General features: G+C 45.3%; 20 protein-coding genes. 7 read left to right on the top strand and 13 right to left on the bottom strand.

Annotated elements, in window-relative coordinates:
- Nucleotides 1-49 precede the first annotated feature (49 nt).
- Together QUA47_RS05090 and QUA47_RS05095 are read right to left on the bottom strand one after the other, a co-directional pair.
- Complete coding sequence (locus tag QUA47_RS05090; RefSeq protein WP_333429933.1) at nt 50-2,263, bottom strand: ATP-binding protein; 2,214 nt, start codon at nt 2,261-2,263, stop codon at nt 50-52.
- 860 nt (nt 2,264-3,123) lie between these two features.
- Nucleotides 3,124-3,837 carry a DUF1997 domain-containing protein gene (locus QUA47_RS05095; protein ID WP_333429934.1) on the bottom strand — a complete coding sequence of 238 codons (714 nt, stop codon included), beginning with the start codon at nt 3,835-3,837 and terminating at the stop codon, nt 3,124-3,126.
- Between the two features lie 121 nt (nt 3,838-3,958).
- Here QUA47_RS05095 and QUA47_RS05100 point away from each other — a divergent pair, with 121 nt between their 5' ends.
- Both QUA47_RS05100 and QUA47_RS05105 read left to right on the top strand, forming a co-directional pair.
- Nucleotides 3,959-4,618 carry an NAD(P)H-binding protein gene (locus QUA47_RS05100; RefSeq protein WP_333429935.1) on the top strand — a complete coding sequence of 220 codons (660 nt, stop codon included), beginning with the start codon at nt 3,959-3,961 and terminating at the stop codon, nt 4,616-4,618.
- A gap of 288 nt (nt 4,619-4,906) precedes the next feature.
- A complete protein-coding gene (locus QUA47_RS05105; RefSeq protein ID WP_333429936.1) occupies nt 4,907-6,193 on the top strand; it encodes a glycoside hydrolase family protein in 1,287 nt (428 codons plus the stop codon).
- A 108-nt stretch (nt 6,194-6,301) separates the two neighbouring features.
- Here QUA47_RS05105 and QUA47_RS05110 read toward each other — a convergent pair whose 3' ends face one another.
- A complete protein-coding gene (locus tag QUA47_RS05110) occupies nt 6,302-6,694 on the bottom strand; it encodes a hypothetical protein (RefSeq protein ID WP_333429937.1) in 393 nt (130 codons plus the stop codon).
- A 264-nt stretch (nt 6,695-6,958) separates the two neighbouring features.
- Between QUA47_RS05110 and QUA47_RS05115 the strand changes: the two genes are divergently transcribed.
- A complete protein-coding gene (locus QUA47_RS05115) occupies nt 6,959-7,159 on the top strand; it encodes a hypothetical protein (RefSeq protein WP_333290256.1) in 201 nt (66 codons plus the stop codon).
- 254 nt (nt 7,160-7,413) lie between these two features.
- Here the strand turns inward: QUA47_RS05115 and QUA47_RS05120 are convergent, their stop codons facing one another.
- Both QUA47_RS05120 and QUA47_RS05125 read right to left on the bottom strand, forming a co-directional pair.
- A complete protein-coding gene (locus QUA47_RS05120) occupies nt 7,414-7,662 on the bottom strand; it encodes a hypothetical protein (RefSeq protein WP_333217834.1) in 249 nt (82 codons plus the stop codon).
- A gap of 157 nt (nt 7,663-7,819) precedes the next feature.
- Nucleotides 7,820-8,164 carry a hypothetical protein gene (locus QUA47_RS05125; RefSeq protein WP_006633144.1) on the bottom strand — a complete coding sequence of 115 codons (345 nt, stop codon included), beginning with the start codon at nt 8,162-8,164 and terminating at the stop codon, nt 7,820-7,822.
- 208 nt (nt 8,165-8,372) lie between these two features.
- Here QUA47_RS05125 and QUA47_RS05130 point away from each other — a divergent pair, with 208 nt between their 5' ends.
- Together QUA47_RS05130 and QUA47_RS05135 are read left to right on the top strand one after the other, a co-directional pair.
- On the top strand, nt 8,373-9,881 hold the full coding sequence (locus QUA47_RS05130; protein WP_333429938.1) for an SGNH/GDSL hydrolase family protein: 1,509 nt from the start codon (nt 8,373-8,375) through the stop codon (nt 9,879-9,881).
- Nucleotides 9,882-10,022: 141 nt separating this feature from the next.
- The gene (locus QUA47_RS05135) at nt 10,023-11,099 is read left to right on the top strand and encodes an IS630 family transposase (protein WP_333429939.1); all 1,077 of its coding nucleotides are present in this window, start codon (nt 10,023-10,025) and stop codon (nt 11,097-11,099) included.
- A 128-nt stretch (nt 11,100-11,227) separates the two neighbouring features.
- On the opposite strand, the gene QUA47_RS05140 is transcribed toward QUA47_RS05135, so the two are convergent.
- The 6 genes from QUA47_RS05140 to QUA47_RS05165 form a co-directional block, all read right to left on the bottom strand.
- Nucleotides 11,228-11,386: an ABC transporter permease gene (locus tag QUA47_RS05140; RefSeq protein ID WP_333429940.1), complete on the bottom strand. Its 159-nt coding sequence runs from the start codon at nt 11,384-11,386 to the stop codon at nt 11,228-11,230.
- Complete coding sequence (locus tag QUA47_RS05145) at nt 11,343-11,666, bottom strand: hypothetical protein (protein WP_333429941.1); 324 nt, start codon at nt 11,664-11,666, stop codon at nt 11,343-11,345. Before QUA47_RS05145 ends, QUA47_RS05140 begins: the two co-directional genes overlap by 44 nt.
- A 224-nt stretch (nt 11,667-11,890) precedes the next feature.
- The gene (locus QUA47_RS05150) at nt 11,891-12,925 is read right to left on the bottom strand and encodes a patatin-like phospholipase family protein (RefSeq protein WP_333429942.1); all 1,035 of its coding nucleotides are present in this window, start codon (nt 12,923-12,925) and stop codon (nt 11,891-11,893) included.
- Nucleotides 12,926-13,081: 156 nt separating this feature from the next.
- Nucleotides 13,082-13,702, bottom strand: a complete 621-nt coding sequence (gene mtnB, locus QUA47_RS05155; RefSeq protein WP_333429943.1) for a methylthioribulose 1-phosphate dehydratase — start codon at nt 13,700-13,702, stop codon at nt 13,082-13,084.
- A gap of 190 nt (nt 13,703-13,892) precedes the next feature.
- The gene (locus QUA47_RS05160; protein ID WP_333429944.1) at nt 13,893-14,711 is read right to left on the bottom strand and encodes an HAD-IB family phosphatase; all 819 of its coding nucleotides are present in this window, start codon (nt 14,709-14,711) and stop codon (nt 13,893-13,895) included.
- Nucleotides 14,695-15,531, bottom strand: coding sequence for a Crp/Fnr family transcriptional regulator (locus QUA47_RS05165; protein ID WP_445302483.1), 837 nt, complete (start codon nt 15,529-15,531; stop codon nt 14,695-14,697). The genes QUA47_RS05160 and QUA47_RS05165 overlap by 17 nt, the downstream gene beginning before the upstream one ends.
- A 355-nt stretch (nt 15,532-15,886) precedes the next feature.
- On the opposite strand from QUA47_RS05165, the gene QUA47_RS05170 reads away from it, so the two are divergent.
- Both QUA47_RS05170 and QUA47_RS05175 read left to right on the top strand, forming a co-directional pair.
- Nucleotides 15,887-16,867, top strand: coding sequence for a DALR anticodon-binding domain-containing protein (locus tag QUA47_RS05170; RefSeq protein WP_333429945.1), 981 nt, complete (start codon nt 15,887-15,889; stop codon nt 16,865-16,867).
- Between the two features lie 362 nt (nt 16,868-17,229).
- Nucleotides 17,230-18,753 (top strand): MFS transporter, encoded by a 1,524-nt coding sequence (locus QUA47_RS05175; RefSeq protein ID WP_333429946.1) that lies wholly within the window; start codon nt 17,230-17,232, stop codon nt 18,751-18,753.
- 77 nt (nt 18,754-18,830) lie between these two features.
- On the opposite strand, the gene QUA47_RS05180 is transcribed toward QUA47_RS05175, so the two are convergent.
- Together QUA47_RS05180 and QUA47_RS05185 are read right to left on the bottom strand one after the other, a co-directional pair.
- A complete protein-coding gene (locus tag QUA47_RS05180) occupies nt 18,831-19,991 on the bottom strand; it encodes an ATP-binding protein (protein ID WP_333285928.1) in 1,161 nt (386 codons plus the stop codon).
- Nucleotides 19,988-20,359: a response regulator gene (locus tag QUA47_RS05185; RefSeq protein ID WP_333406550.1), complete on the bottom strand. Its 372-nt coding sequence runs from the start codon at nt 20,357-20,359 to the stop codon at nt 19,988-19,990. The genes QUA47_RS05180 and QUA47_RS05185 overlap by 4 nt, the downstream gene beginning before the upstream one ends.
- Nucleotides 20,360-20,639 lie beyond the last annotated feature (280 nt).

Below are 20,639 nucleotides of genomic sequence, written 5' to 3' on the forward strand. Positions count from 1 at the left end.
TGTTATCAATTATCATAAATGGCAGTGCTGGAACTGCAAATAATTATCGTTAGCCCAGAAAAGAACGGACAGTAGCGATCATCAAATTCAAATCCAGTGGCTTGCTCAAATAAGCAGAAGCGCCAGCTTCCAAACATCGATCGCTGTCACCGGGCATCGCCATCGCCGTCACCGCAATCATCGGTACCGAGTCCCAGACAGGATCTGCTTTAACTCGGCGCATCAACTCAAATCCGTCAACATCCGGCAACTGAATGTCCATCAAAATCAAATCCGGCAGCAAGTGCGGCGCAGCAGAGGCGGCGAGAATACGATCGGCCATCACCTTCCCATCCGCGAGTATCTCTACCCCGTACCCCTCTAATTCCATCACCTCAGAAATTAACATTTGGTTAAAAGGCTGGTCTTCGACAACCAAAATCCGCTTCCTGCCAATGGGTAAAGCAATCGCACAACCTGGCACTAACTTGGTATCCAAAGCACAAGAAGCAAAGCTTCCCAACTGTTGACGCATCTCCGTCAAAGGCAGCCAAACGCGGAAAAGACTTCCCCGATCGCAAACAGATTGAAAAGAAACAGTTCCCCCGTGCAATTCTGCCAGACGCTTAGTCAAAGCCAAACCCAAACCTGTACCTTCGTGCCGCCGAGTCAGGGAAGAATCCACCTGTTGAAAAGGTCGAAATAGCAAGTGCCAGCGGTCTTGAGGAATACCGATGCCGGAGTCTTTCACCTCAAAACAAAAATAAGGAGTGCTGGCATTTACAGGAGAACAATCAGGTCGGTAGTCGCCCTCTATTTCACTGCCGTAGACCAGACGCCCGCTGAGTTTAACTTGTCCCTGTTCGGGGGTAAATTTGATGGCATTGGAAAGTAAATTAATCACAATTTGCCGCACTCGCCGTTCGTCGAGCCAAACTTTAGTAATACGGTAGTCGAGTTCTAAAGACAAACCGATTCGCTTTTTGTCTGCCCGTGGCTGCATCATTTTCAGACAGTCTGTCGCGAGTTCTTGAACGCGAACAGGCTGTAAGTTTAGTTCTACTTTCCCGGCTTCTATTTTAGAAAGATCGAGAATATCGTTGATTAGCTGCAACAAGTGCTGGCCGCTTTTTTCGATCAGTTCTACATAGTTGATTTGTCGATCGCTCAACTGTCCGGCTGTTTGTCGCAGCAGCAAGTCAGAAAAGCCGAGAATGCTGTTGAGTGGCGTCCGCAATTCGTGGGACATTGAGGCTAAAAACTCGGATTTCAACTGAGAAGAATACTCTAATTCTTCGTTAACTTGGCGCAGGTTCTCTTGTGTCTGAGCCCGCTCGATCGCCGCCCCCAGAGTCCGGCAAGCAGCCTCCAGCACTTCTTGGTGGACGGCGGTTTGCAGTTTTTTGATGTTGCGGGACTCCAGCGTGAGCACTCCGATAATTGTACCGTCGGTAGCTGCGATCGGAAAAATGCCCAGTTGTCCGATTCCCGGATGCCGAAATTCCGGCACGGCATTGGGATGTTGGGCATAATCCTCTACGAACACAGGTTTACCAGTTTTCACCACTTCCCACAGCAAACCCATGCCGTAGGGAATGCCTTGGTCGAGCAATTCTTGCATTCCTGCGACTACCGGTTCCCCGTAAGTAGCCAGAAATTGACCAGAAACGTGGTTGGAAACCGCCGCCGCTTGCCGATCGTTTCCCTTGCCGCTAATCACCTTGACATCTCCGAAAGCAGCATTCATTGCCTCTACTAGATAGGTGAGGGCAAACTGACCTATTTCTTGCAAACTGTCAGACTTTTGCAGGCGTTCGGTTAAACCTAAAAGAAAGCTCAGCCGCCGGACTTCTGCGTTCAAGCTAGCTTGGGAGTTTTGGTATACCGTAACGTCTCGAAAGGTTAACAGCCGTCCGCCGCTGTTGGTAATCGTGGCGCACACCTCCAAACAAACCGCATTGGATTGCTCGAAATAAAATGATAAACTTTCATGCTCAGATGTTTCGAGTGCTTGCTGAAACTCTTGCCACTGTTGAACAGACAAGTAACCCCGATCGACAATTTCCGCAAACAGCAAGTGACACTTCGGCTTTGTTTCCAGCCATTCTGGGGAGAGATCCCAAATTCCGGCCAATTTTTTGTTAAACAAAACTAAGCAGTCAGACGAGTCGAACAGAGCGATCGCATTGTCTACTTGGTTGAGAATCAGTTCTTGGTCTGCCCTCAACTGGTGCAAGTCTCTCTCCATTTTCTCTGTGGGTGTAGCTCTTAGTTTCGTTGTCATAACTTTCTAGGGATATGGCAAGAATTATTTTATAATCCCTTACTTAATGTGACATAATTTTAGGTTTTTGGGCAGTGAGGGGGATCGATCGGCCTTGTGATCTGAGACACTTGCTGGTTTCCGAGGGCGATCGGAACCCGCTTTGAACTGCGCCGGCTATTGTTTAATCATCAGGCAATAAGGAGGGAAATCCTTATGAAAGAAGCCGAATTTTTTAATAACAATGTTGTCGAAGTTGATGGCATCTGACTTGAAACTATTGTGTCCAACCCTGTGCTAAATTGACCCATAATAAAAACTAATTCCGGCGATAAGGCATCAGCATATAGCAATCCTCGCATCATTTGTGAATGTCTTACTCCCTCTAAGCAGGTTCGGGGAGGGTTGGGGTGGGATAAAAAATTTACGACTTTTGCAAGGATTGCTATAGGTCAAATGCAATCATGACCTTACCCTTAAATTTTATTAGCAATAACTTGGTTATTTGGATTAACTGCTCAAGCGTGGGATTCAAAAACATAGGCATAAGGCACGCCATAAGCACCCGGAGACAGTGTTCGGAGTTTCAAAAAAGCAACTGTAGGCTCGTGAACCCAACCCATACACAATCAGTTATTCCCATAATTTAATCTAAAATTGTGCGACTGAGCGCTCGCGCCGAACTCTAAAATCTACAATGATATGAGTTATTACGATCACACTTATGAGTAAGGTGTGCAGTGCACACCCTACAAATGTGAGTTAAGCTAATCCGCGTTTAAATTGCAGAGTAAAATAAATCTTTACTCTTGTGGGGCGGGCAGGAGATCCCGCACTTAACATACAATTTAAATGCAGTACAGGTTAGAGCGTAAGTATTGTTAATGTTTCTTAGGATTTTTCGGAAAAGGAATGCCCAAACTTTCGTGAAAAACAACCTGAGTTTTATAAGTCAAGCGCCGGTTAACTTGTTTGATGATTTTTTCCAAAAGCGCATCGCCGGTTTTTTCTATTAAAGGTTGAGACATCGATCGAATAAACTTGGGAAAGCAAACCCCCACAGCCAAATCCAGCTTCCAGCTAGTAATGGTAATCGCAGGCGGCAGCTTAGCACGTTCCGAGCTCGGCCAATCCGCGGCAAACTCCTGAGACGGTATCTCCACTAGCTTCATTGCCGATCGAAAATCCACTTCATACCCAGGCGAGGTATAATCCGGAACCGGAATAGTCTTAATCAAATAGCAGCCTTCAGCGTCAGGCGGCAGCAACTCTAAACCAATTCTCGCTTCAACACGGTAGCCAAAAGCCCCAAAACGCCCGATTAATAAATCATAGCCGTTTTCTCCGAGCGGCTCGGCCTTCATCGGCGAAGCGCACTGGCAAAACCAAGTCTTGTGGTTGTTCAAATGCTTTGCCACCGTCTCCGCATCGGCATACATCTCCATGCTGTCTTCAAAATGCGTGTGAAACCAAATCGGCTCAACTTCCTCTCCTGCATCCGCGCTTCCACTTTCGGGCTGTCGGAAACTCGCATCTGGGTAGCAATTTTCGTCAGAAGCTTCAACAGTTTGATATTCAGCGGAATCCTGCCTCATCGTATGCTCTCCTGTTATACACGCCAATCGATCGGGTTGGGGATGTGTTAAGGGAGTTTCCTCCCTACAATTGAGAAATTGATAGTAACAAAACTTACCCTAATCCAGCATAACTCGACTTATGAAAGCATTTGTAGCAGGAGCCACAGGTCAGACTGGCCGCCGCATCGTCGCAGAATTGGTCAAGCGAGGTATTCCCGTGCGCGCCTTAGTCCGAAATCTAGACACAGCTAGACAAATTTTACCACCGGAGGCTGAGTTAGTGACTGGGGATGTATTAAATGCGACTTCCCTGGGCGAGGCCATCGGCGATAGTACGGTATTGCTGTGCGCGACAGGGGCGGCCCCTGGTTTTGACCCGACAGCGCCTTACAAGGTGGATTTTGAAGGTACTAAAAATTTGGTGGATGCAGCTAAGGCTAAGGGCATTGAGCATTTTGTGCTTGTGACTTCTCTGTGCGTCTCTCAGTTTTTTCACCCGCTGAATTTGTTCTGGCTGATTCTGGTTTGGAAGAAGCAAGCCGAGGAATATTTGCAAAAAAGCGGCCTAACTTATACGATCGTCCGTCCGGGCGGTCTCAAAAATGAGGATAATTCAGATGCGATCGTCATGACTGGTGCCGACAAAATGTTTGAAAGCAGCATTCCCCGCACTAAGGTAGCCCAAGTGTGCGTGGAGGCGCTGTTTCAGCCGGCTTCTCGCAACAAGGTTGTGGAAATTGTGGCGAAGTCGGAGGCTCCGCAAAAGAGTTTTGAGGAGTTGTTTGCCAGTGTGATTTGATTGAATTAGCCTCGCTTGGGTTCGGTGCGTCAGACCAAAAACACTTGGATTTGGATCTGAGATATTGCACCATTGTCAAGAACAGGCTTTCCGGCCTGTTCCACAAAAAGTGCATTTTCTTGTGGGGTGGGCATCCTGCCCGCCCAAAAAAGGCTTATTGAGAATGGTGCAATATGTGATTTGGGTCAAAGATTTGGGCTGACGCACCCTACAACAATTTTCCGATCGCCAAATCTGGCAAAATCTTAATAGTTTTACGATTCGCCCTTAAAATTTCCCTCTCCCAGCATGAAAACTCTCAAGTGGCCAGCTTGGTTCCCCTATCCGATTTCGTGGTTAAGGGCATTTGCTCTCGCTCAGAGTTTTAGTTTTGTCCTTCGCAGGGGCATTCCTTTTGTCAGCGACGATATCGGCTTTCTGACTCTACTGCTGGCGGCTTGGCTGATTCAGTTGCCTGTGTTTTTTGTTTTTCATTTGTTCGCAGTCAAAATCTTAAATCCCTTACTAATTATGCTGCCGGGGCGCTTTCGCGTTGCGCGCAAGTTCAAGCGTCGGCACACAGGTATTCGATCGCACTTGCGAGAAGGCTTGAATGCTGTTGTAGTGATTTTTTTTGCATTTAATCTGTCGCTGTTGGTGCAACTTGCGATTTTTTATTGGCCAGCGCGATCGATCGATCCGGCTCAGTTACTAACAGGAATATCTACCCTGACAAATGTTGCGGTAGCAGGTGAATTAGATTTCTGGCTGCTCAAATTGGCGGGGGTTTTATCGAGTTTAACGCTGTTAGCGGCCCCCCTATATCAATACGATTTTCGGGTGCGCCGGATGCGGGTGGCTCGAAAATGGGTTGAAATTTCGGAAATGGAAATGACTTTGCTGGAAGCTGAGAAATTTGGCCGTCGAAAAAGAGGTTTGCTGAGGCGATCGGAGATTCAAATCCTGGGATTTATACTTTTAATCGGCGCTGTGATTGGGGGCGGTGTTTTTTTGGTTGACAGTTTGCGGGGAAATCAGCAGTTGTCGCAGTCGGCAAGCGGGGTGGGAAAATTTCCGCCGCTGGCTATGAAAACCGGCGATCCTTACATTCGGGCGCTGATGCGTACTATTTCTGCTAGCGAGTCTAATGTTTCTCGCCCTTATCACGTTGTTTACGGTGGCAAATATATATTAGATTTGAGCCGCCATCCTGACTGGTGCGTGAAGATTGTTAAGGGCCCGAATCGAGGCAAGTGTACTACCGCTGCGGGCAGGTATCAATTTCTGACTACGACTTGGAAGGAGAAGGCGAAGCGCTATCAGGCGCGTCGTGCTAATTTTTTATTCTGGGAAGATTACAGTTTTGAACCAGAAGATCAGGATGCTGTGGTTTATGCTTGGTTGAGCGATCGCAAGTTTTGGAAAGCTGATATTCCTGAGATGTTGCGGCAGGAAAGATTAACTGAGGTATTGCGGATGCTTTCAGGAACTTGGACGAGTTTGGGATATGGAATTGAGAACAATTCTATGAGTTCTCGTTTGCCGAAAGTCTACCGGGAAATGCTGCGGGAAGAATTGGAAAATGGTGGTTCTTAGGGAGTTAAATGTTGGCTGGTGACGGTTGACGGTTAACTGTTAACGAATGTTATTGGTTATTAACAATCCCAAGCGATTAAGAAATAACCACTAATAAGTAACGAATAACTAATCCTTCAATTTTGGTAAAAATGCTGTCAAACATTTGTACAATTCTAATCCCGGTCCAGCTTGCAGCGGATAAAACTTGTCGAAATTAATTGGGTTTCCCGGTGCTAATTTCCACTCGGTTTTCTGTGCTGTTTTTGGGGAAATTTCGATCGCTACCGTGATGTTAATAATGTTGTTGTGCTGGGGGATTCCCCGGAAGCAGTAACTTTTGCCAGTGCGTTTGTCTGAATCGCTGCCGGTGATGTATCTGTCTTGTTTCCGAAATTGGATTTCTCTGAAAGGTCGATCGATCGCAAAGGAGTCTCGGTAGCGGTAGTCTCCGTCGCGCAAGATTTCGACAGTCGGCTTGATTTGACTTATAACTGTTGCTGGACTAAGAGTTAGCATCATTGATCCGCGTTCCTCTTGTGAAATCAGTGATTTTGCTGCCTGGTGGCTGAGTCGCTGTGGGCGATCGGCTTAAACAAACGCGCCGTGTAACAAATTAATAAAAGTTGTTATACAGTTTAAGTTTATCCCTGCCTATCGTGAATAATTATTTCATGGTTTTATCTCTGTTACCTATCTGAATAATAATAAAAATATCCAGCAAGCCCTGAAAAATTTTTCGGGCGCATATTAGGGATTAATTGATGATACTGCGAGGATACTGCTATGTTGTGCGTGACGCAAGAAACAAAAAATTTAGGGCGGGTTGAAACCGGAAATTCCCAACGCCGAGACTCTTTCACCTCTGCGTCTAAAAGTACCAGTATTCTCCGATCGCGAGTTTACAAAGATGAGGCTTTGGTTTCTGCTACCTTGGCCGGACTGCCAGCTCTTTTGGCATCCCTCGAAAGCTTTGGCGATCAGTAGAACTTGGCATTTTCTATTGCTATATATGGCGCATGGAGATTTGTGATAGCGCCTGCAAACCGAGCAGGGGCTGTTTTGATTGCACCTAAAATTCTCATCGATTTGAGTTGAGTTTGGCTGTACTGAACTCTTCCGGGACGCAGAAACCAGGTTGTTTACACAAAAACATTTTTATAGCCCTTTATTATGGTATGAAAAATGGTATAAAAACCCGGTTTATTGGTGTGTGTGCGTAAGTCTTGTGTTAACAAAATTTATTTGTGAGTGTCATCGGGTGCGATCGATGCCTCTACCTCTTGGGAGGAACGGCTTAACATAGAGTCGTGCAGGTGTTCGTTGTGCTGCCTTTCTTGAGCCATTAATTCTCTGGCTTTTTCTTCAGCAATTCCTTCGCTAGGTGTTTCTAGCTCGTGGGAGGAACGGTTGAGCATAGAGTCTTGCAAGTGTTCGCTATGCTGCCTTTCTCGTGCAATTAGTTGTCTAGCTTTTTCTTCTGCGTTCATAAGTAGTTTCTCCAATTGCTTGTTAGAACCGATTCTTATATTAAGATGCCACACTTCGAGGGTAAAGGTAGCAAAATTAACAGAAAATTTTACAAAAAATTGATAAATAGTTGAGTATGCTGGCGGTGGGTATCGGGAGCGGTGGTTGCCGAGCTAATTATTGCCAGACGCCGGAAAAGATATTCTTGACTGCGATCGCAATTCGATTTAAGTCTTCCTTCAGCAGCGGTGGCCAAGAAACTCCTCTGCCGAGTCCAGCTTCAAATTGCTGCAAACCTTCTACTGACAGTAAATGCAGTGCCGAGATCAATTGTCGATCGAGCATTGGAGATTCTTGCAGCCCTTCAAACAATATTTTTAAAGCTAATAAAATCGATGTCACCTGTCCGGGCACGGGGGGCTGACCTTGTTTGAGACGCATCAGGAAGGCGTCGGGATTTTTCTTGGTTTCCAGGGCCGTTCCTTGGTCGATCAGAAAACTGCGGGCTGTTTTGTAATCCATTTGACGTGCGATCGATCCGAGTGCAATTAATTAGCTGGCATTATATCACTTTTTGTCGCGCTCAATTTGGTAATATATTTCCATACAGCCTACACTACAGCTACTCGTGAGGTGCGCCCACAAGCACGGTACAGCTACTGATTAGAGGCGTAGCATTCATCCCACAGTCGCCTTGAGCGAACTGAAACGGACAGGGAAAAATAAAACAATGGCAAAACACCAAAGAAATAGCAGAAAATCCAAGATTTATCGCTACTTGTGGCTGCTTTTTTTGTGTCTGAGCTTTCTGTTAGTTCCGCTCATCAAAAAAATAGTGGCCGATACGCCATTCCCCCCACCCGCTCCTATTGAAAATAATGCTACTTTTGGAGCGAGGATTCAAAGGACGATGGGGCTACTTGCAGCGAGCACTCCAACAGACCGCCGCCAAGTGCGTATCCTCTTCTACGGTCAATCCATCACTCAGCAAGATTGGTGGAAAGATGTAGTGAAGGATTTGAGACAGCGATTTCCCAATGCAGATTTGATTGTGGAAAATCGAGCAATCGGAGGATTTGCTGCCCCGATTTTAATCCGTCCCAGCGAACACGATTTGTATCCTTTTTATCCCGACTTACTGATATTCCACGTCTACGGAGGCGATGAAGATTACGAAGCCCTAATTGCCAATGTCCGCCGCCGCACTGCTAGCGAAATACTCTTGCATTCAGACCATATTGACTGGATGCCGACAGGCAATAGCGACGATCCAAATTCAGTCAAAAGATACGAATGGCACAACACTCATTCTACTAAATGGCTGCCGGAGTTGGCAGATAAGTACGGCTGTGAAATCGCGGAAATTCGCGAACCTTGGCGCCAGTATTTGATAGACAATCGCTTGCAGCCACAACAGCTATTGAGCGACAGCATTCACCTCAACAATTGGGGAAATTTTCTCCTAGCTGCTCTCATAAAACCCCACCTGCGATACAAGCCAAGTTCTCCTCAACAGCCGCAGGATTTAGTGAAAACCTATACAGTTGGCAGGGATGTTAAGTGGCAAGATGGCAAGTTGGTTTTAGAATTTGAAGGGAATAGAATAGATGCGATAGCCGATAAAACCTTCAACGGCAAGGCAATGTCTGCTAGAATTGCGATCGACGGCAAAAAACCCTCAGAATTTCCTGAACTTTACAGCATCACCAGACCTAGCGCTAGCCTTGGCGTTCCTTGGCCCGCTATTCTCCAAGTATCCAGCCAAAAACCGCTAATCGTCGAAGATTGGAAAGCCGTAATTACTGAGATTAACAGCGACGCCAGCAAGTTTAAATTTGACGTTGTAGGTTCTAAAACAGGTTACGACGGCAGCGGTACAAACGACGAAATGTTTGTCTCAAACTCGGGCCGCGTCGTGATTGAACCGAGAAACTGGTGGCTGAAAAATTCTTATGAATACTCTAAAAAACCGACGCCTAAAGGCTTTGAGATTTCCTGGCAGGTGCGACCAATGTTTGTGGATTCATACGTTCCTCCACAAATTGCAGATTCAAGCCGCGAGTATTCTACAACATTGGCTCAGAATTTGAGCAACTCCAAACACACCCTCGAAATCGTCCCCGAAACAGATGGGGAAGTGCCTATTCAGGCAATTCGAGTGTATCGCCCTCCTTTCTCCAATCTACCATCTAAAGTTGAGAGTCTTAAACCGCAGAGCTCAGCGGATGAAGGCAAATAAACGCCGATCAAATTGCATCAGCGTTTATTTGCCTTCATCTGCGGTTTAAAAAATCTTCATGTTGATTTTATATAGCAATCCTAAATCATTATCAAGACTATGATACAATTATATGCAATACTTGATTGTGACCATAAAAAAATGAATAACTTACAACTGCCAGAAAAAGATATGGAAAAAGAAATAGCCCAATTAGAAGATTTCATTAAAAGCGATATCGATGCAAGAGAACTAAAACGAGCAATAGCTGTAAGGATGGCGCTTTCAGGTAATATCTACCATGAAATCAGCAAGATTTTAGGTGTAAGTAAATTTTTTAGTGGTTATTGGAAAAAACAATTTAAAACCAAAGGCATCGCCGGAATCAAACTAGGACATAAAGGGTCAAAAGGGTATTTAACAGCTCGACAAAATACTGAAGTAATCGAGTGGTTAAAGAATAAAGAATATTGGAATTTAGATGAGTTGGTTACTTATTTAGCTCAAGAGTTTGGTGTGATGTATAAATCAAAACAGAGTTACTATGAACTTTTCGACCGGGCGAAAATAAGTTGGAAAAAAACTCAAAAAGCTAATCCTAAATTTGATAAAGAACTGGTAAAAAAAAAGACGGAAGAGATTAACGATATTTTATTTAAAAACAAGGCTGGTATAGAGTCTGGGGAAATAATAGTATTGTTTTTAGATGAATGTCATCTACTTCATGATGATCTAACTGGTTATGTTTGGGGTCAATCAAAAATCAGGATTGAAGTCCCAATTACCAATGAAAAAGATAGACAAACTTATTTTGGCGCCCTCAATTATCAAAGCAAAAAATTCCATATTCAGAGCCATCCATCTGGTGATGGAGAATCCACAGTTAAATTCATAAAATACTTACAAAATAAATATAAAGATCGCAAGATTATCTTGATTTGGGAGGGAGCTAGTTATCATAAATATGGAGAATTTAGAGACTTTTTATTAGAACTAAATGGTGAGAAAGAACCTGAGAATTGGTCAATTACTTGTATTTTATTTGCTCCCAATGCTCCCCAACAGAATCCCGTTGAAGATATTTGGCTACAAGCTAAAAACTTTTTAAGAAAGTATTGGTATTTATGTAGATCTTTTAATATTGTCAAGTTTTTGTTTGAGTTTTTTACTAACGAACATAAATTTGATTTCCCCAAAATACGTCAATATACTTACACAGAGAAAATCATTGAGGATTGATCTAGATAGAGAAAATCATTGAGGATTGCTATAGCAATCGCCTTGGCGGCGTAGGGCGTTGATGATTGTTCAAACCCGTAATATTTAAGCATCTTAACTCCTGACTCCTGCTATAATCCCCAAGATTATCAACTTCTAGGAATTCCCAACTCGTGAAACATCAACAGCGATAAACATAAACCCGCCACAAAAATCAACACCCAAGAAGTTACCACCGCCGCCGTGGCAGCTTGGCCTACTCCTTTACCTCCGCCCAGCGTCGTCGCAAAATGCCACAGCAAAAGCACCTCCCATCGCCCCAACCGCCCCAAAGTGCACCAATTCTCTGGCTGATTGAAATGTAAAAATCATGTCGCCAAAAAAGGCTATTAGCAGCAGGGATCGGAAAGAATCCAGGCCTATTGTTACTAAATGTTCCATGATTTGGCGACGGTCAATTTTGCCTTGGAGTATGCGTAGCAGCACTTGGCCGCCCAGGAACAACGTCACGAAAAACCGCTGAAACCACCTGTTATTTAAGGTTTCATCTAAATGTCGATCGGGCTTTTCTTGGTCTTTTTTAACCAATGACTGAGGGCTGGCGATTAATTGCAAACAGGGCGAAGCACTGCCACCTACTGATTTTCGGAAATCCTACAGCAATTATTGCACGATTTGTCAACATATATTTTCAGTCGGCTTGCCCTGCGGTTGGTGCGCTATACCATTTAGACTTTAGATTGGCAGTGATTGATTCTGTGGTAATCATCACTCATTTCCCAATCTAAAATCTCACATCTAAAACCCTAGGACTACTCCGCAAGTAACAAGTCGATAAACTTATCCAACTGTTCATTATTCTTGTCTGCTTGATCCTTGCCAATTCTCAGCAGGTCTGATATTTTTTCTTCCGAGGCATCATCAATGGGCAGCGGTTCTTCGTGGAGCAAATCGGGAGTAATTCTCAAATATTGATTCGGTCTTTCAACCGCATCATAAATTTGAATTAGTTGATAATTTACAGTTTCAGCAACTCCCGTCATCATGATATTAATCAAAGGCTGAACCCACTCAACTTGACCCCAATTTTTCGCTTCTTCGTAGGGGAATTTATTCTGAGCTTCTCCCGTCCCCAGCGATAAAATTACCATATCTTTTGCTGTCGGGCCTTTATCGGGGCGCTCGTCGGGAATTCTGAATTTATTTCTAACTTCTGCATAGGCACAAAGTGCGGGATTGTTTGCGAAAACTCCCCCGTCAATTAAAGCGTAGGATTCATTGGTCAAAGATCGGATTTTAGGAAGTTCAAAGTAAGAGGGAGCTGCAGAGGTGGCTCGGGCGATATCTCTAATAAAATAGTCTTCTGCTGGATATTGTTTAGCATCTATTTGATCGAAAAAGTGAGCTTTTCTCCTTTCGATGTCGTAACTGGAAATTAAACAAGGTTTCAGCAGTTCGCTGAGTTTGCCATCTCTAAAGTTTTCCAAAAAGAATTGTTCTAAGCGATCGCCGGGATATTTTTCATCTATCAAACCGTCTATAGATCTGAGTTTTTTCCAAAATGAACTCTTAAAAACGTCGCGGCCGCTCTGAATCGAAAAATTAACAGCGTCTTGGGCTGACCACCGAGGCCGGCTGGGATTTTGGGCATCTGGAGACAAATAGATGCAAGTTAAAATGCCTCCCGCACTTGTGCCCGCGATTAAATCAAAATAGTCAGCTATTCTCGCATCTGGGTTGCCACTTTTCTGTTGCAGCTTTGACTCAACGCTAACTAAAACTTGCGCGGGGATAATTCCTCTAATTCCGCCTCCATCTATGGATAAAATTCTGGTATATTTAGCCATAACTGTTGCCTCTTCTGAATGTTTGCTCGTTTCCTACAGTCCGGGATACAAAAAGTGGTTGGAGAGGCTAATCATAGCGGTAATAGCCGTAAGCTGCTTAGGGCGCACCTACATAATTCCGAATTCATGCACCGCTCAATCTCAAATCCCAAATCTTCAATCTAAATTTAATTGGCGGGCGGCGATCGTATAGCGAAAAATGTATTCTACAATTTCTACGTAATTGTAAGCGGTGGCTGGCGAATCTGCCCAAACTGTGATGCCGTGATCGCGAATTAACAAAGCGGGTACAGAGGGCGCAGAAACGGCAAAGAATTCGCCAATTTCCTTGGCTATCTTAGGGACTTCTAAATAATTTGTAAAGAGGGGTATCGACACTTGCGGGTTTTCCTCCCAGACCCCCAAACCTTTCAGCATTTCGATCGCCGGCAAAGGCACTGCATCTCCTACTGTTAGCCGAGAAACTAAATTTGCCTCGATCGAGTGGACGTGATAGCAAGCTTTAGCGTTTGGAAAACAATTGTAAACGGCTAAATGAATGCTGGTTTCGGCGGAAGGGCGGCTGTCGGGAACAGGTTGCTCGACAATTGCGCCGTCTGAGTTCATTCTGATAAAATCTTGTTCCGTTAACTGCCCTTTGGCGCGGCCGCTAGCAGTAATCCAAAAACTGCCATCTGGCAAGCGGGCTGAAAGATTGCCAGCAGTCCCAACCATCCAACCGCGATCGTAAAAATGTTTGGCTGCTGCAATTAAATCCGATCTCAAATCGCCACTCATTCTTTATAATTCCTCAGTTTTTCATTTATTTTTTACGTTAATAGGAATTGCGCTGGTCTATCTAAACGTAGGGTAATCCGTGCAAAGCTTACCAATACATATCGCTCTCAACGTAGGGTGAGCCATCAGCATTTTACTAAATACACATACCGCATAGTGCGATTTTTTGGTCGCAATTCCTACTAGAGTTTCAATTCCATTTCTGGGACAAACTTTCCAAGATATCAAAAAAATTATCCCATTTAGTATAAGGCTTTTGCTGTTCGTCTAGATACTGGGCAAGCCGATCGCGCGCAAACACCGACGAAGCCTGCAAAGCCATATTAAAATCCGTCAGCGAATCTCCGATCGCCACCTGTTCTTCGGCCGGGTGCTGCGCCATCACCCGCACCTTAGACACCAATTCCTCATCTCCTTCCAACTCAGAATTGACTTGCAACCGAGGGCCGCTAGCGTCCACATCCACAGCGTAAATAACGCTCGCCCGGTTTACCAAATCGCCCATTACCGTCTCTACCATAATCCGAAGACCGCCGGACACGATCGCAAAATCTACCTTTTTCTCGTCCAAAAAATCCAGCAATTCCAACAATCCCGGCCGCATCAGCCTTCCCCTAGAAAATTCCACAATTTCCCCGTAACATTCCGAGGGAATAGACTCTAATAACTGCCGCACTCCCGATCGCAAACTCAGCCTTCTAGCGTATATTTCAGGCATTAGTTGAGACGACAATTCCGGTGCGAAATGCTTGAGCATTGCCACAAAAGTTTCTTCAACGGTTATCGTCCCATCAAAGTCGCAGAATACCACCCGTTGCTGACGGTTCGGGATAGTAGATTTTTGCTTGTTATCGGTCATTATCAGTCGCACCTTTCGAGAACTGGAAAAGTTTACACAATTCATCGTACACTGTCGAGCGACTGAGCGCGACGGCAAACAACTAATAGCGACGCACTGTTTGTTGGCAATTGCCCGCAGGATTTTATACAGATTATTCGATAGAATCATCCAGGGAATCCTCCAGGGAATCCTCCAGGGAATCCTCCAGGGAATCCTCCAGGGAATCATCCAGGGAATCATCGAGGAATGCTTCTACATCCTGCTTTTGGTTGTTTGTCTTTTGGGGGTTAGACTTAGCCGGCAAACAGATTAAATTATCACCCTCAGTATTAATCAAACCTTTCGATCGCAACTTACCCATCAGTCGCGTCACCGTCACCCGCGTTGAGCCGATCGCGCTGCCAATTTGAGCGTGAGTCAAGGCCCAAGGCAGCCGATAGCCCCGAACCACATCCGGTTCGCCCTCACCTACGTAAGGTTCGCCAAACTCCTCGATCAACAAAGTGAGAAATCCCAACAGTCGGTCGATCGTCCGGCGCTGTCCCAAAGTGCTCAGCCAGAGAAGTTTCCGCTGGTGCTGGTAGCGAAACGCATCCAAAATTTCCCTACGAAAGTGAGGCCAATTATCCAAGTCGTGCCAGTACATCCACACTACGTGAGTTTGATCGGCATGAGCGTAAGCTTGGAGAGTAAACGGAGACTGAGCAACCAGTTCAAAGGGCTGACCGGCGCCGACGAAGCCCAAAAAAGCTTCTTCTGTAGTTTTGTCAGCGGATTTTGACTTCGCCGCTGCAGCGCTAACTTGAGCGCTGCCTACGAGCCGCACAGAACCTTTCTGAACTAAATACAGCAGTCCGGGTCTTGCGGGAATCCGCTCGTCTTTGCTAAAAGTCCGGCAGCGGTAGTGTTCCTGGGCCCAGTCGATAATTCGCTGCCAAGTGATAAAAGGTCGATCGATAGTCTCTAGAGGTGTGGAAGTTGATTGCATAAGTGAGGCTCTGGGATATATTTAATAGTGAGAAAAACAGCTTCTGCCAGCAGTGCGATACAAAGTGAGACAACCAACCCCCGATCAAGCTTGCACGCTTCTTAACTATGCTGACTTTTCTGTGTTTTACCGAAAGATTCAATGTAGCAAAAAATACATCAAAATGGTAGAGTGCAGCAAAAAATTTGTCGTAAATTATTGTATAGTTAGCAAACAAATCGCTAGAAAGCACATTAATTCGATGTAGCCCCGCCCGGGGGAGCCGATCGACTATCTCTGACATCAGCAGTTTAACGTACAAGCACAGTGCAAGCGGTAACAGTTGATCGTCGCTGTTACCGTATGATCAGCCGATATGGATACAGCAAATATCTCGCAGTGCCCGGAAGTTACAGTGAAGTGTTTCTTGCTTTCCAAGTTCCAAAGCGCGATCGCCCAGCAAGAGACACTAGGGGAAATTCCATTAAATCTCATAGGTTGCACCATTCTCAACAATAGGCAAGATGCCTGTTCCACAAAAAGTGAATTTGATTGTGGGGTAGGCATCCTGCCCGCCCATAAAAAACTGATGGAGAATGGTGCAATATTTCCGTTAAATCGGAGTAAAGATAGCGCGCGGGTGCTGTACGTGTCTGCGATCGCCCTGAAATTGGCTAAAACTTGGCAGCAGACACCGCACACAATCGCGGCACAGTTGGCCGAAACACTCGAACCGCTGTGCTACCCAGATTTCGCCGTTAAAGTAGCGCCGGCGGGAATTATCGAGATGGAGTTGACTGATGCAGGTTTAGCCGTTTGGTTGCAGCGTTTAGCCCAAACGAACCTCCCACTTCCAGAATCTCGAATATTATCTCCTGTTGTGTCAGCCGATCGACTGTTTCCCATTCAGTACAGCCACGCGCGCTGCTGTTCCCTGCTGCGAATGGCCCACCGCGATCGGATAATTTCGATCGCCCAGCCCGATGTGGCTACAGCGCCGCAAATTTGGTCTCTAGCGAGTCCAAATCCTATCCCTTGGATTGACGAGGGCGATCGACTGCGGTTAGTGCATCCAGCAGAACGCAGTTTAATATCGCAACTGTTAACAGTGCTAGACAATTTATATCCTACTTTTGATGTAAAGAACCGCGAAAAACCTGTCAATTATTTCAAATTAGCCAATAGTTTGAGCGACGCATTTCAGATTTTTTACAGCCAGTGCCGAATTTGGGGTAAAGTTAAAATAGAACAGCCCAAACTAGCCCAATCCCGCTTGGGCTTAATATTAGCAACTCAATCTTTGCTGCGATTTATCCTAGAAGAGTTATTGAACGCTCTTGCTCCTTTAGAACTTTGATTTTGTTCCCATTTTTAGCAACGTTTATTCATACCCATAGGTGGGTTTCCGAAAGTTGCCTTGACTTCTTTTATCTCAAAAGCTCTCTATTTTATCGGGTTCACCCTGAAAAATCCAGTAAGCTACTGTCGCATATAAAATTTATAAAAACTTAGCTATTTATTGATTAACTATTAATAATGCAATTAAAAATTATTCTCTAATTTGGGCATTCTTATTTTCCCTAATTTATTTAAGTAATCTTTCTTTTGGCTTTTTAGAGAGGTGATTTTTAGCTGGCATCTCTGGCTGTCTTACTTAAAATATTTAATCTTATATTATACAATTAAGCTGCGTAGCAGCTCATCTATTGCCTATCCAGTATGCTCGAAACACAAGAAGAAGATTACAGAACGAGTCCTCTCCCTCTTCAGGAAATCCAAGAGGATATAGCCTTACCAGAGACGGTACTTCTGACCACTCCGCCTCTAAAACTTTCCAAACCGGAAACTCGGTCAAGCCTCAGAGCACTAACTTTGGAGAGTGTTTTCGCTACGCTTTTTTACAGCATCATCGGCGGCGCGTTGCTCAGTAATTTCTTGCTGGATTTAGGGGCTGGCCCAGTCGAAATTGGTATGCTCGCCTCCATTCCTCAACTGGTAAATCTGCTCCAACCGTTCGGAGCTTATATAGGAGACCGACTGCAGAGCCGCCACTGGTATTCCCTCTGGATTTTCGGACTGTCGCGAGTGCTGTGGCTGATTCTCGTGCCAGCAATGTGGTTGGGAGGCTCATTTCAGCTCGCTGGACATCAGGTAGTGCAGTTGACATTGGCAATCATCTGGGTAACTCAAGTCTTAGAATCTTTAGGTCGTGCTTCCTTCTTGAGCTGGTTGGCGGTTTTAGTACCTCAGCGGTTGCGCGGGCGGTATTTTGGCTTTCGCAATAGTGCTGTCAGCTTGACGAATCTCATTGGTGTGCCGTTGCTGGCTCTAGTGGTATCGAACTGGCCCGGTGGAAGGCTCCAAGGTTACAGTGCCATCTTGGTTTTAGGAATTGTGCTTGGCATCATCAGTCTAGGTTGTCAGTTCTTTATGACCGATGTGAACCCAAAGCTTGTACACGTCACGCATTCAGATATAGGCGAAAAATCATCCATAGGGGCAATTTTTAGCTTTCTCAAGGAAGCCAATTTTTTAAAGTTTTTGCTTTACTCTGGCCTATGGAGCTTTGCTGTTAACGTCAGCGCTCCCTTCTTTAACCTTTACTTGCTGGATGACATAAATATAGATGTCAGCGTGGTAACGCTCTACAACAGCTTAGGAGCGGGTGCTAACTTACTGATGCTGGTTTTTTGGGGGAAGCTGGCTGACCGGGTTGGGAACCGCCCGATCATGATAGTAGTGGGAATCTTGGTGGCTCTGACCCCTGTGCTCTGGCTAGAAGCTGGAACGGCTCCAATTTTTATATGGGTCTGGTTCCCGCTGTTGCACATCATCGGCGGTGCAACGTGGGCGGCGATCGACCTGTGCAGTGGTAATCTGATGATGTCGGTGACCCCACTACGCAATCAGTCCCTTTACTTTGCGATCGCGGCGGCGGTTCCTGGTGTCACTGGGGCAATGGGAATCACCCTTGGTGGCTTTATCGCCACTTTGACCAATCTCGGTGGCTTGCCAGGGGTGTTTGCCCTCTCAGCCGTCTTACGACTGGCGGCTCTCCTGCCCTTGGTTTTTGTTCGCGAGCAGCGTTCTGTGTCTTTGGGTAAGTTTTGGCTGCTTTTGTTGCCCGCTTGGTGGAGAAGAGTGGCGATTGAACCTGGAGACATCAGGTTTCAACCATTAATAGTTGAACAGTTGGACTGTCTGCCTGAAAGCTCAGGCGATCGGTCTTCAACAGTTGATTGATTGTACGGCACAAAAGGCGCGCCTTAGCTCAGACAACTGCATAGTCTGTAAATTTTCGCATAATCCCTGCATCTAGTTTAAGGCGTTGCAGGCGAGATTTGCTTTTTTCCAGGTTTTGCGATCGGCAGCGTTACGGTAAATGTACTGCCGACGCCTTCTTCACTGATCAAAGTAATTTCGCCACCGTGCAAGTCCACGCATTTTTTAACAATGCTCAGCCCCAGTCCTGTACCGGGAATTCGACCGACATTTTTAGCCCGGTAAAATGACTCAAACAGCCGTCCTTGGTCGGCGACAGGTATGCCAATTCCTGCATCCTGTACTGAAAAAATAGCCTCGGTTTCAGTAACTTTTAATTCAAAGATTACTTCGGTATTTGGGGGAGAATACTTAATAGCATTTGACAGCAAATTGCCCAGAATGCGCCGGAGCAAGCTTACCTCCAAAGACACCATCGGCGATTGAGTGTGATTCACAAAAATCAGCGTCACCGGATCGCTTGGAGGTTTCAACTTCAGGCTGCTCTGAAATTCCTCTACCAACTCATTACAAAACTTTGCTAAGTCTAGCGGTACCAAGCAAAATCCGGCTTGTCCTGACTCAACACGGCCCAGCAGCAGAACATCGTCTAATAACTGATCGATGCCTTTTGCGGCTGCTTGAGTTTTGTCTAGCAGTTCTTGTGTTTTCTCATCTGTTAATGTCAACTTGTACTTGGTAAGAAGTTGTGTAGTGCCGATGATGAAATTCAAAGGATTGCGAACGTCGTGGGCAATCATGTACAACAAAGATGTTTTCATCTCGTTGAGTTCCTGGGCTGTTTGCAGAGTGCGATCGAGTTGGTCGTGAGACAATTTGAGAGTTAAAGACAACTGGCGCGATCGCAGCAAAATCTCCACCCGCGCTTGCAATTCTATCTTCTCGATCGGAGCGATAATCAAATCGTCAATACTTTGCCAAATAAATTGCGTTGCCATTCCTACATCCGAGCGGGATGTAATCAAAAGAAAAGGCAAGCATACCGGGTGTTCTGCCTGTTTTTGGGCGGCCACCCATTGCCAATGGCGTTTCAGGGCAAGACCGTCAATTATCGCCAGGTCAAAAGATTGATTAAATGGTAAAAAATCCTCACTATTATCTGTTGAGTTTGGCAGCAATACCTCATAATAAACTGCTAGCCATTCTAATAACAAGCGACGATTTTCTTTCTGTTCTACAAGCAATAAAATTTGACTCACGCAGGTTCTCCTAGCAAGCTGTGAACAATTCCCAGCAAATCTCTAACGATCAAAGGTTTTACCAACATATTCCGAGCACCGTGGCAGAGGCTTTCGTGCTGAATAGCAGCGCTTTGTTTGGGCGAGAGTATCAGAAAAGGGATGTGGTGATTTCGCAGTTGTTCGCAGCACTCCCAAATCCGGCGGTCGAAACCAGAAATATCTACTAAAGCCATCCCGATCCTAGCAGGCTGACTGATAGCTTGTGCAACATCTTCAAAGTTATAAGCCGCGATCATCTGGTATCCTTCTTTATTGAGAAATTGTGCTAATAGTTCCAAGTTTCGCTGATTGCGGTCTACGGCTAAAATTATTGAAGTGCCAGTCATTGATCAGCTTCCTGTGAATACGGGTTATAACCATTTTAGATGTTAGATTTTAGATTTTAGAATGGGGAGTGACTGATTATATATGGGTTGGGAGGTTGTCTAAATAAAGTTGGATGCTTTTTTTATCTGGTATTAGCTTACTTTTCGGCGAAGGATTACATGGGTTTTCAGTTGAGTGAAGTACAGATGATCTGACACGGAACACGGCCCCGCGCCCTGTCCGCATACTGTATTTCATAGAAGTGAAAACTGCTATAAAAGTCGAAAAATACACAAATTT

The organism is Microcoleus sp. MON2_D5, from assembly GCF_036701905.1.
Classification (GTDB): domain Bacteria; phylum Cyanobacteriota; class Cyanobacteriia; order Cyanobacteriales; family Microcoleaceae; genus Microcoleus.

Excerpts from the sequence above, each read along its gene's own strand:
- QUA47_RS05090 (WP_333429933.1), bottom strand. The coding sequence starts at position 2,263 with ATGACAACGAAACTAAGAGCTACACCCACAGAGAAAATGGAGAGAGAC.
- QUA47_RS05095 (WP_333429934.1), bottom strand. The coding sequence starts at position 3,837 with ATGAGGCAGGATTCCGCTGAATATCAAACTGTTGAAGCTTCTGACGAA.
- QUA47_RS05100 (WP_333429935.1), top strand. The coding sequence starts at position 3,959 with ATGAAAGCATTTGTAGCAGGAGCCACAGGTCAGACTGGCCGCCGCATC.
- QUA47_RS05105 (WP_333429936.1), top strand. The coding sequence starts at position 4,907 with ATGAAAACTCTCAAGTGGCCAGCTTGGTTCCCCTATCCGATTTCGTGG.
- QUA47_RS05110 (WP_333429937.1), bottom strand. The coding sequence starts at position 6,694 with ATGATGCTAACTCTTAGTCCAGCAACAGTTATAAGTCAAATCAAGCCG.
- QUA47_RS05115 (WP_333290256.1), top strand. The coding sequence starts at position 6,959 with ATGTTGTGCGTGACGCAAGAAACAAAAAATTTAGGGCGGGTTGAAACC.
- QUA47_RS05120 (WP_333217834.1), bottom strand. The coding sequence starts at position 7,662 with ATGAACGCAGAAGAAAAAGCTAGACAACTAATTGCACGAGAAAGGCAG.
- QUA47_RS05125 (WP_006633144.1), bottom strand. The coding sequence starts at position 8,164 with ATGGATTACAAAACAGCCCGCAGTTTTCTGATCGACCAAGGAACGGCC.
- QUA47_RS05130 (WP_333429938.1), top strand. The coding sequence starts at position 8,373 with ATGGCAAAACACCAAAGAAATAGCAGAAAATCCAAGATTTATCGCTAC.
- QUA47_RS05135 (WP_333429939.1), top strand. The coding sequence starts at position 10,023 with ATGAATAACTTACAACTGCCAGAAAAAGATATGGAAAAAGAAATAGCC.
- QUA47_RS05150 (WP_333429942.1), bottom strand. The coding sequence starts at position 12,925 with ATGGCTAAATATACCAGAATTTTATCCATAGATGGAGGCGGAATTAGA.
- mtnB (WP_333429943.1), bottom strand. The coding sequence starts at position 13,702 with ATGAGTGGCGATTTGAGATCGGATTTAATTGCAGCAGCCAAACATTTT.
- QUA47_RS05160 (WP_333429944.1), bottom strand. The coding sequence starts at position 14,711 with ATGATTCTATCGAATAATCTGTATAAAATCCTGCGGGCAATTGCCAAC.
- QUA47_RS05165 (WP_445302483.1), bottom strand. The coding sequence starts at position 15,531 with ATGCAATCAACTTCCACACCTCTAGAGACTATCGATCGACCTTTTATC.
- QUA47_RS05170 (WP_333429945.1), top strand. The coding sequence starts at position 15,887 with ATGGATACAGCAAATATCTCGCAGTGCCCGGAAGTTACAGTGAAGTGT.
- QUA47_RS05175 (WP_333429946.1), top strand. The coding sequence starts at position 17,230 with ATGCTCGAAACACAAGAAGAAGATTACAGAACGAGTCCTCTCCCTCTT.
- QUA47_RS05185 (WP_333406550.1), bottom strand. The coding sequence starts at position 20,359 with ATGACTGGCACTTCAATAATTTTAGCCGTAGACCGCAATCAGCGAAAC.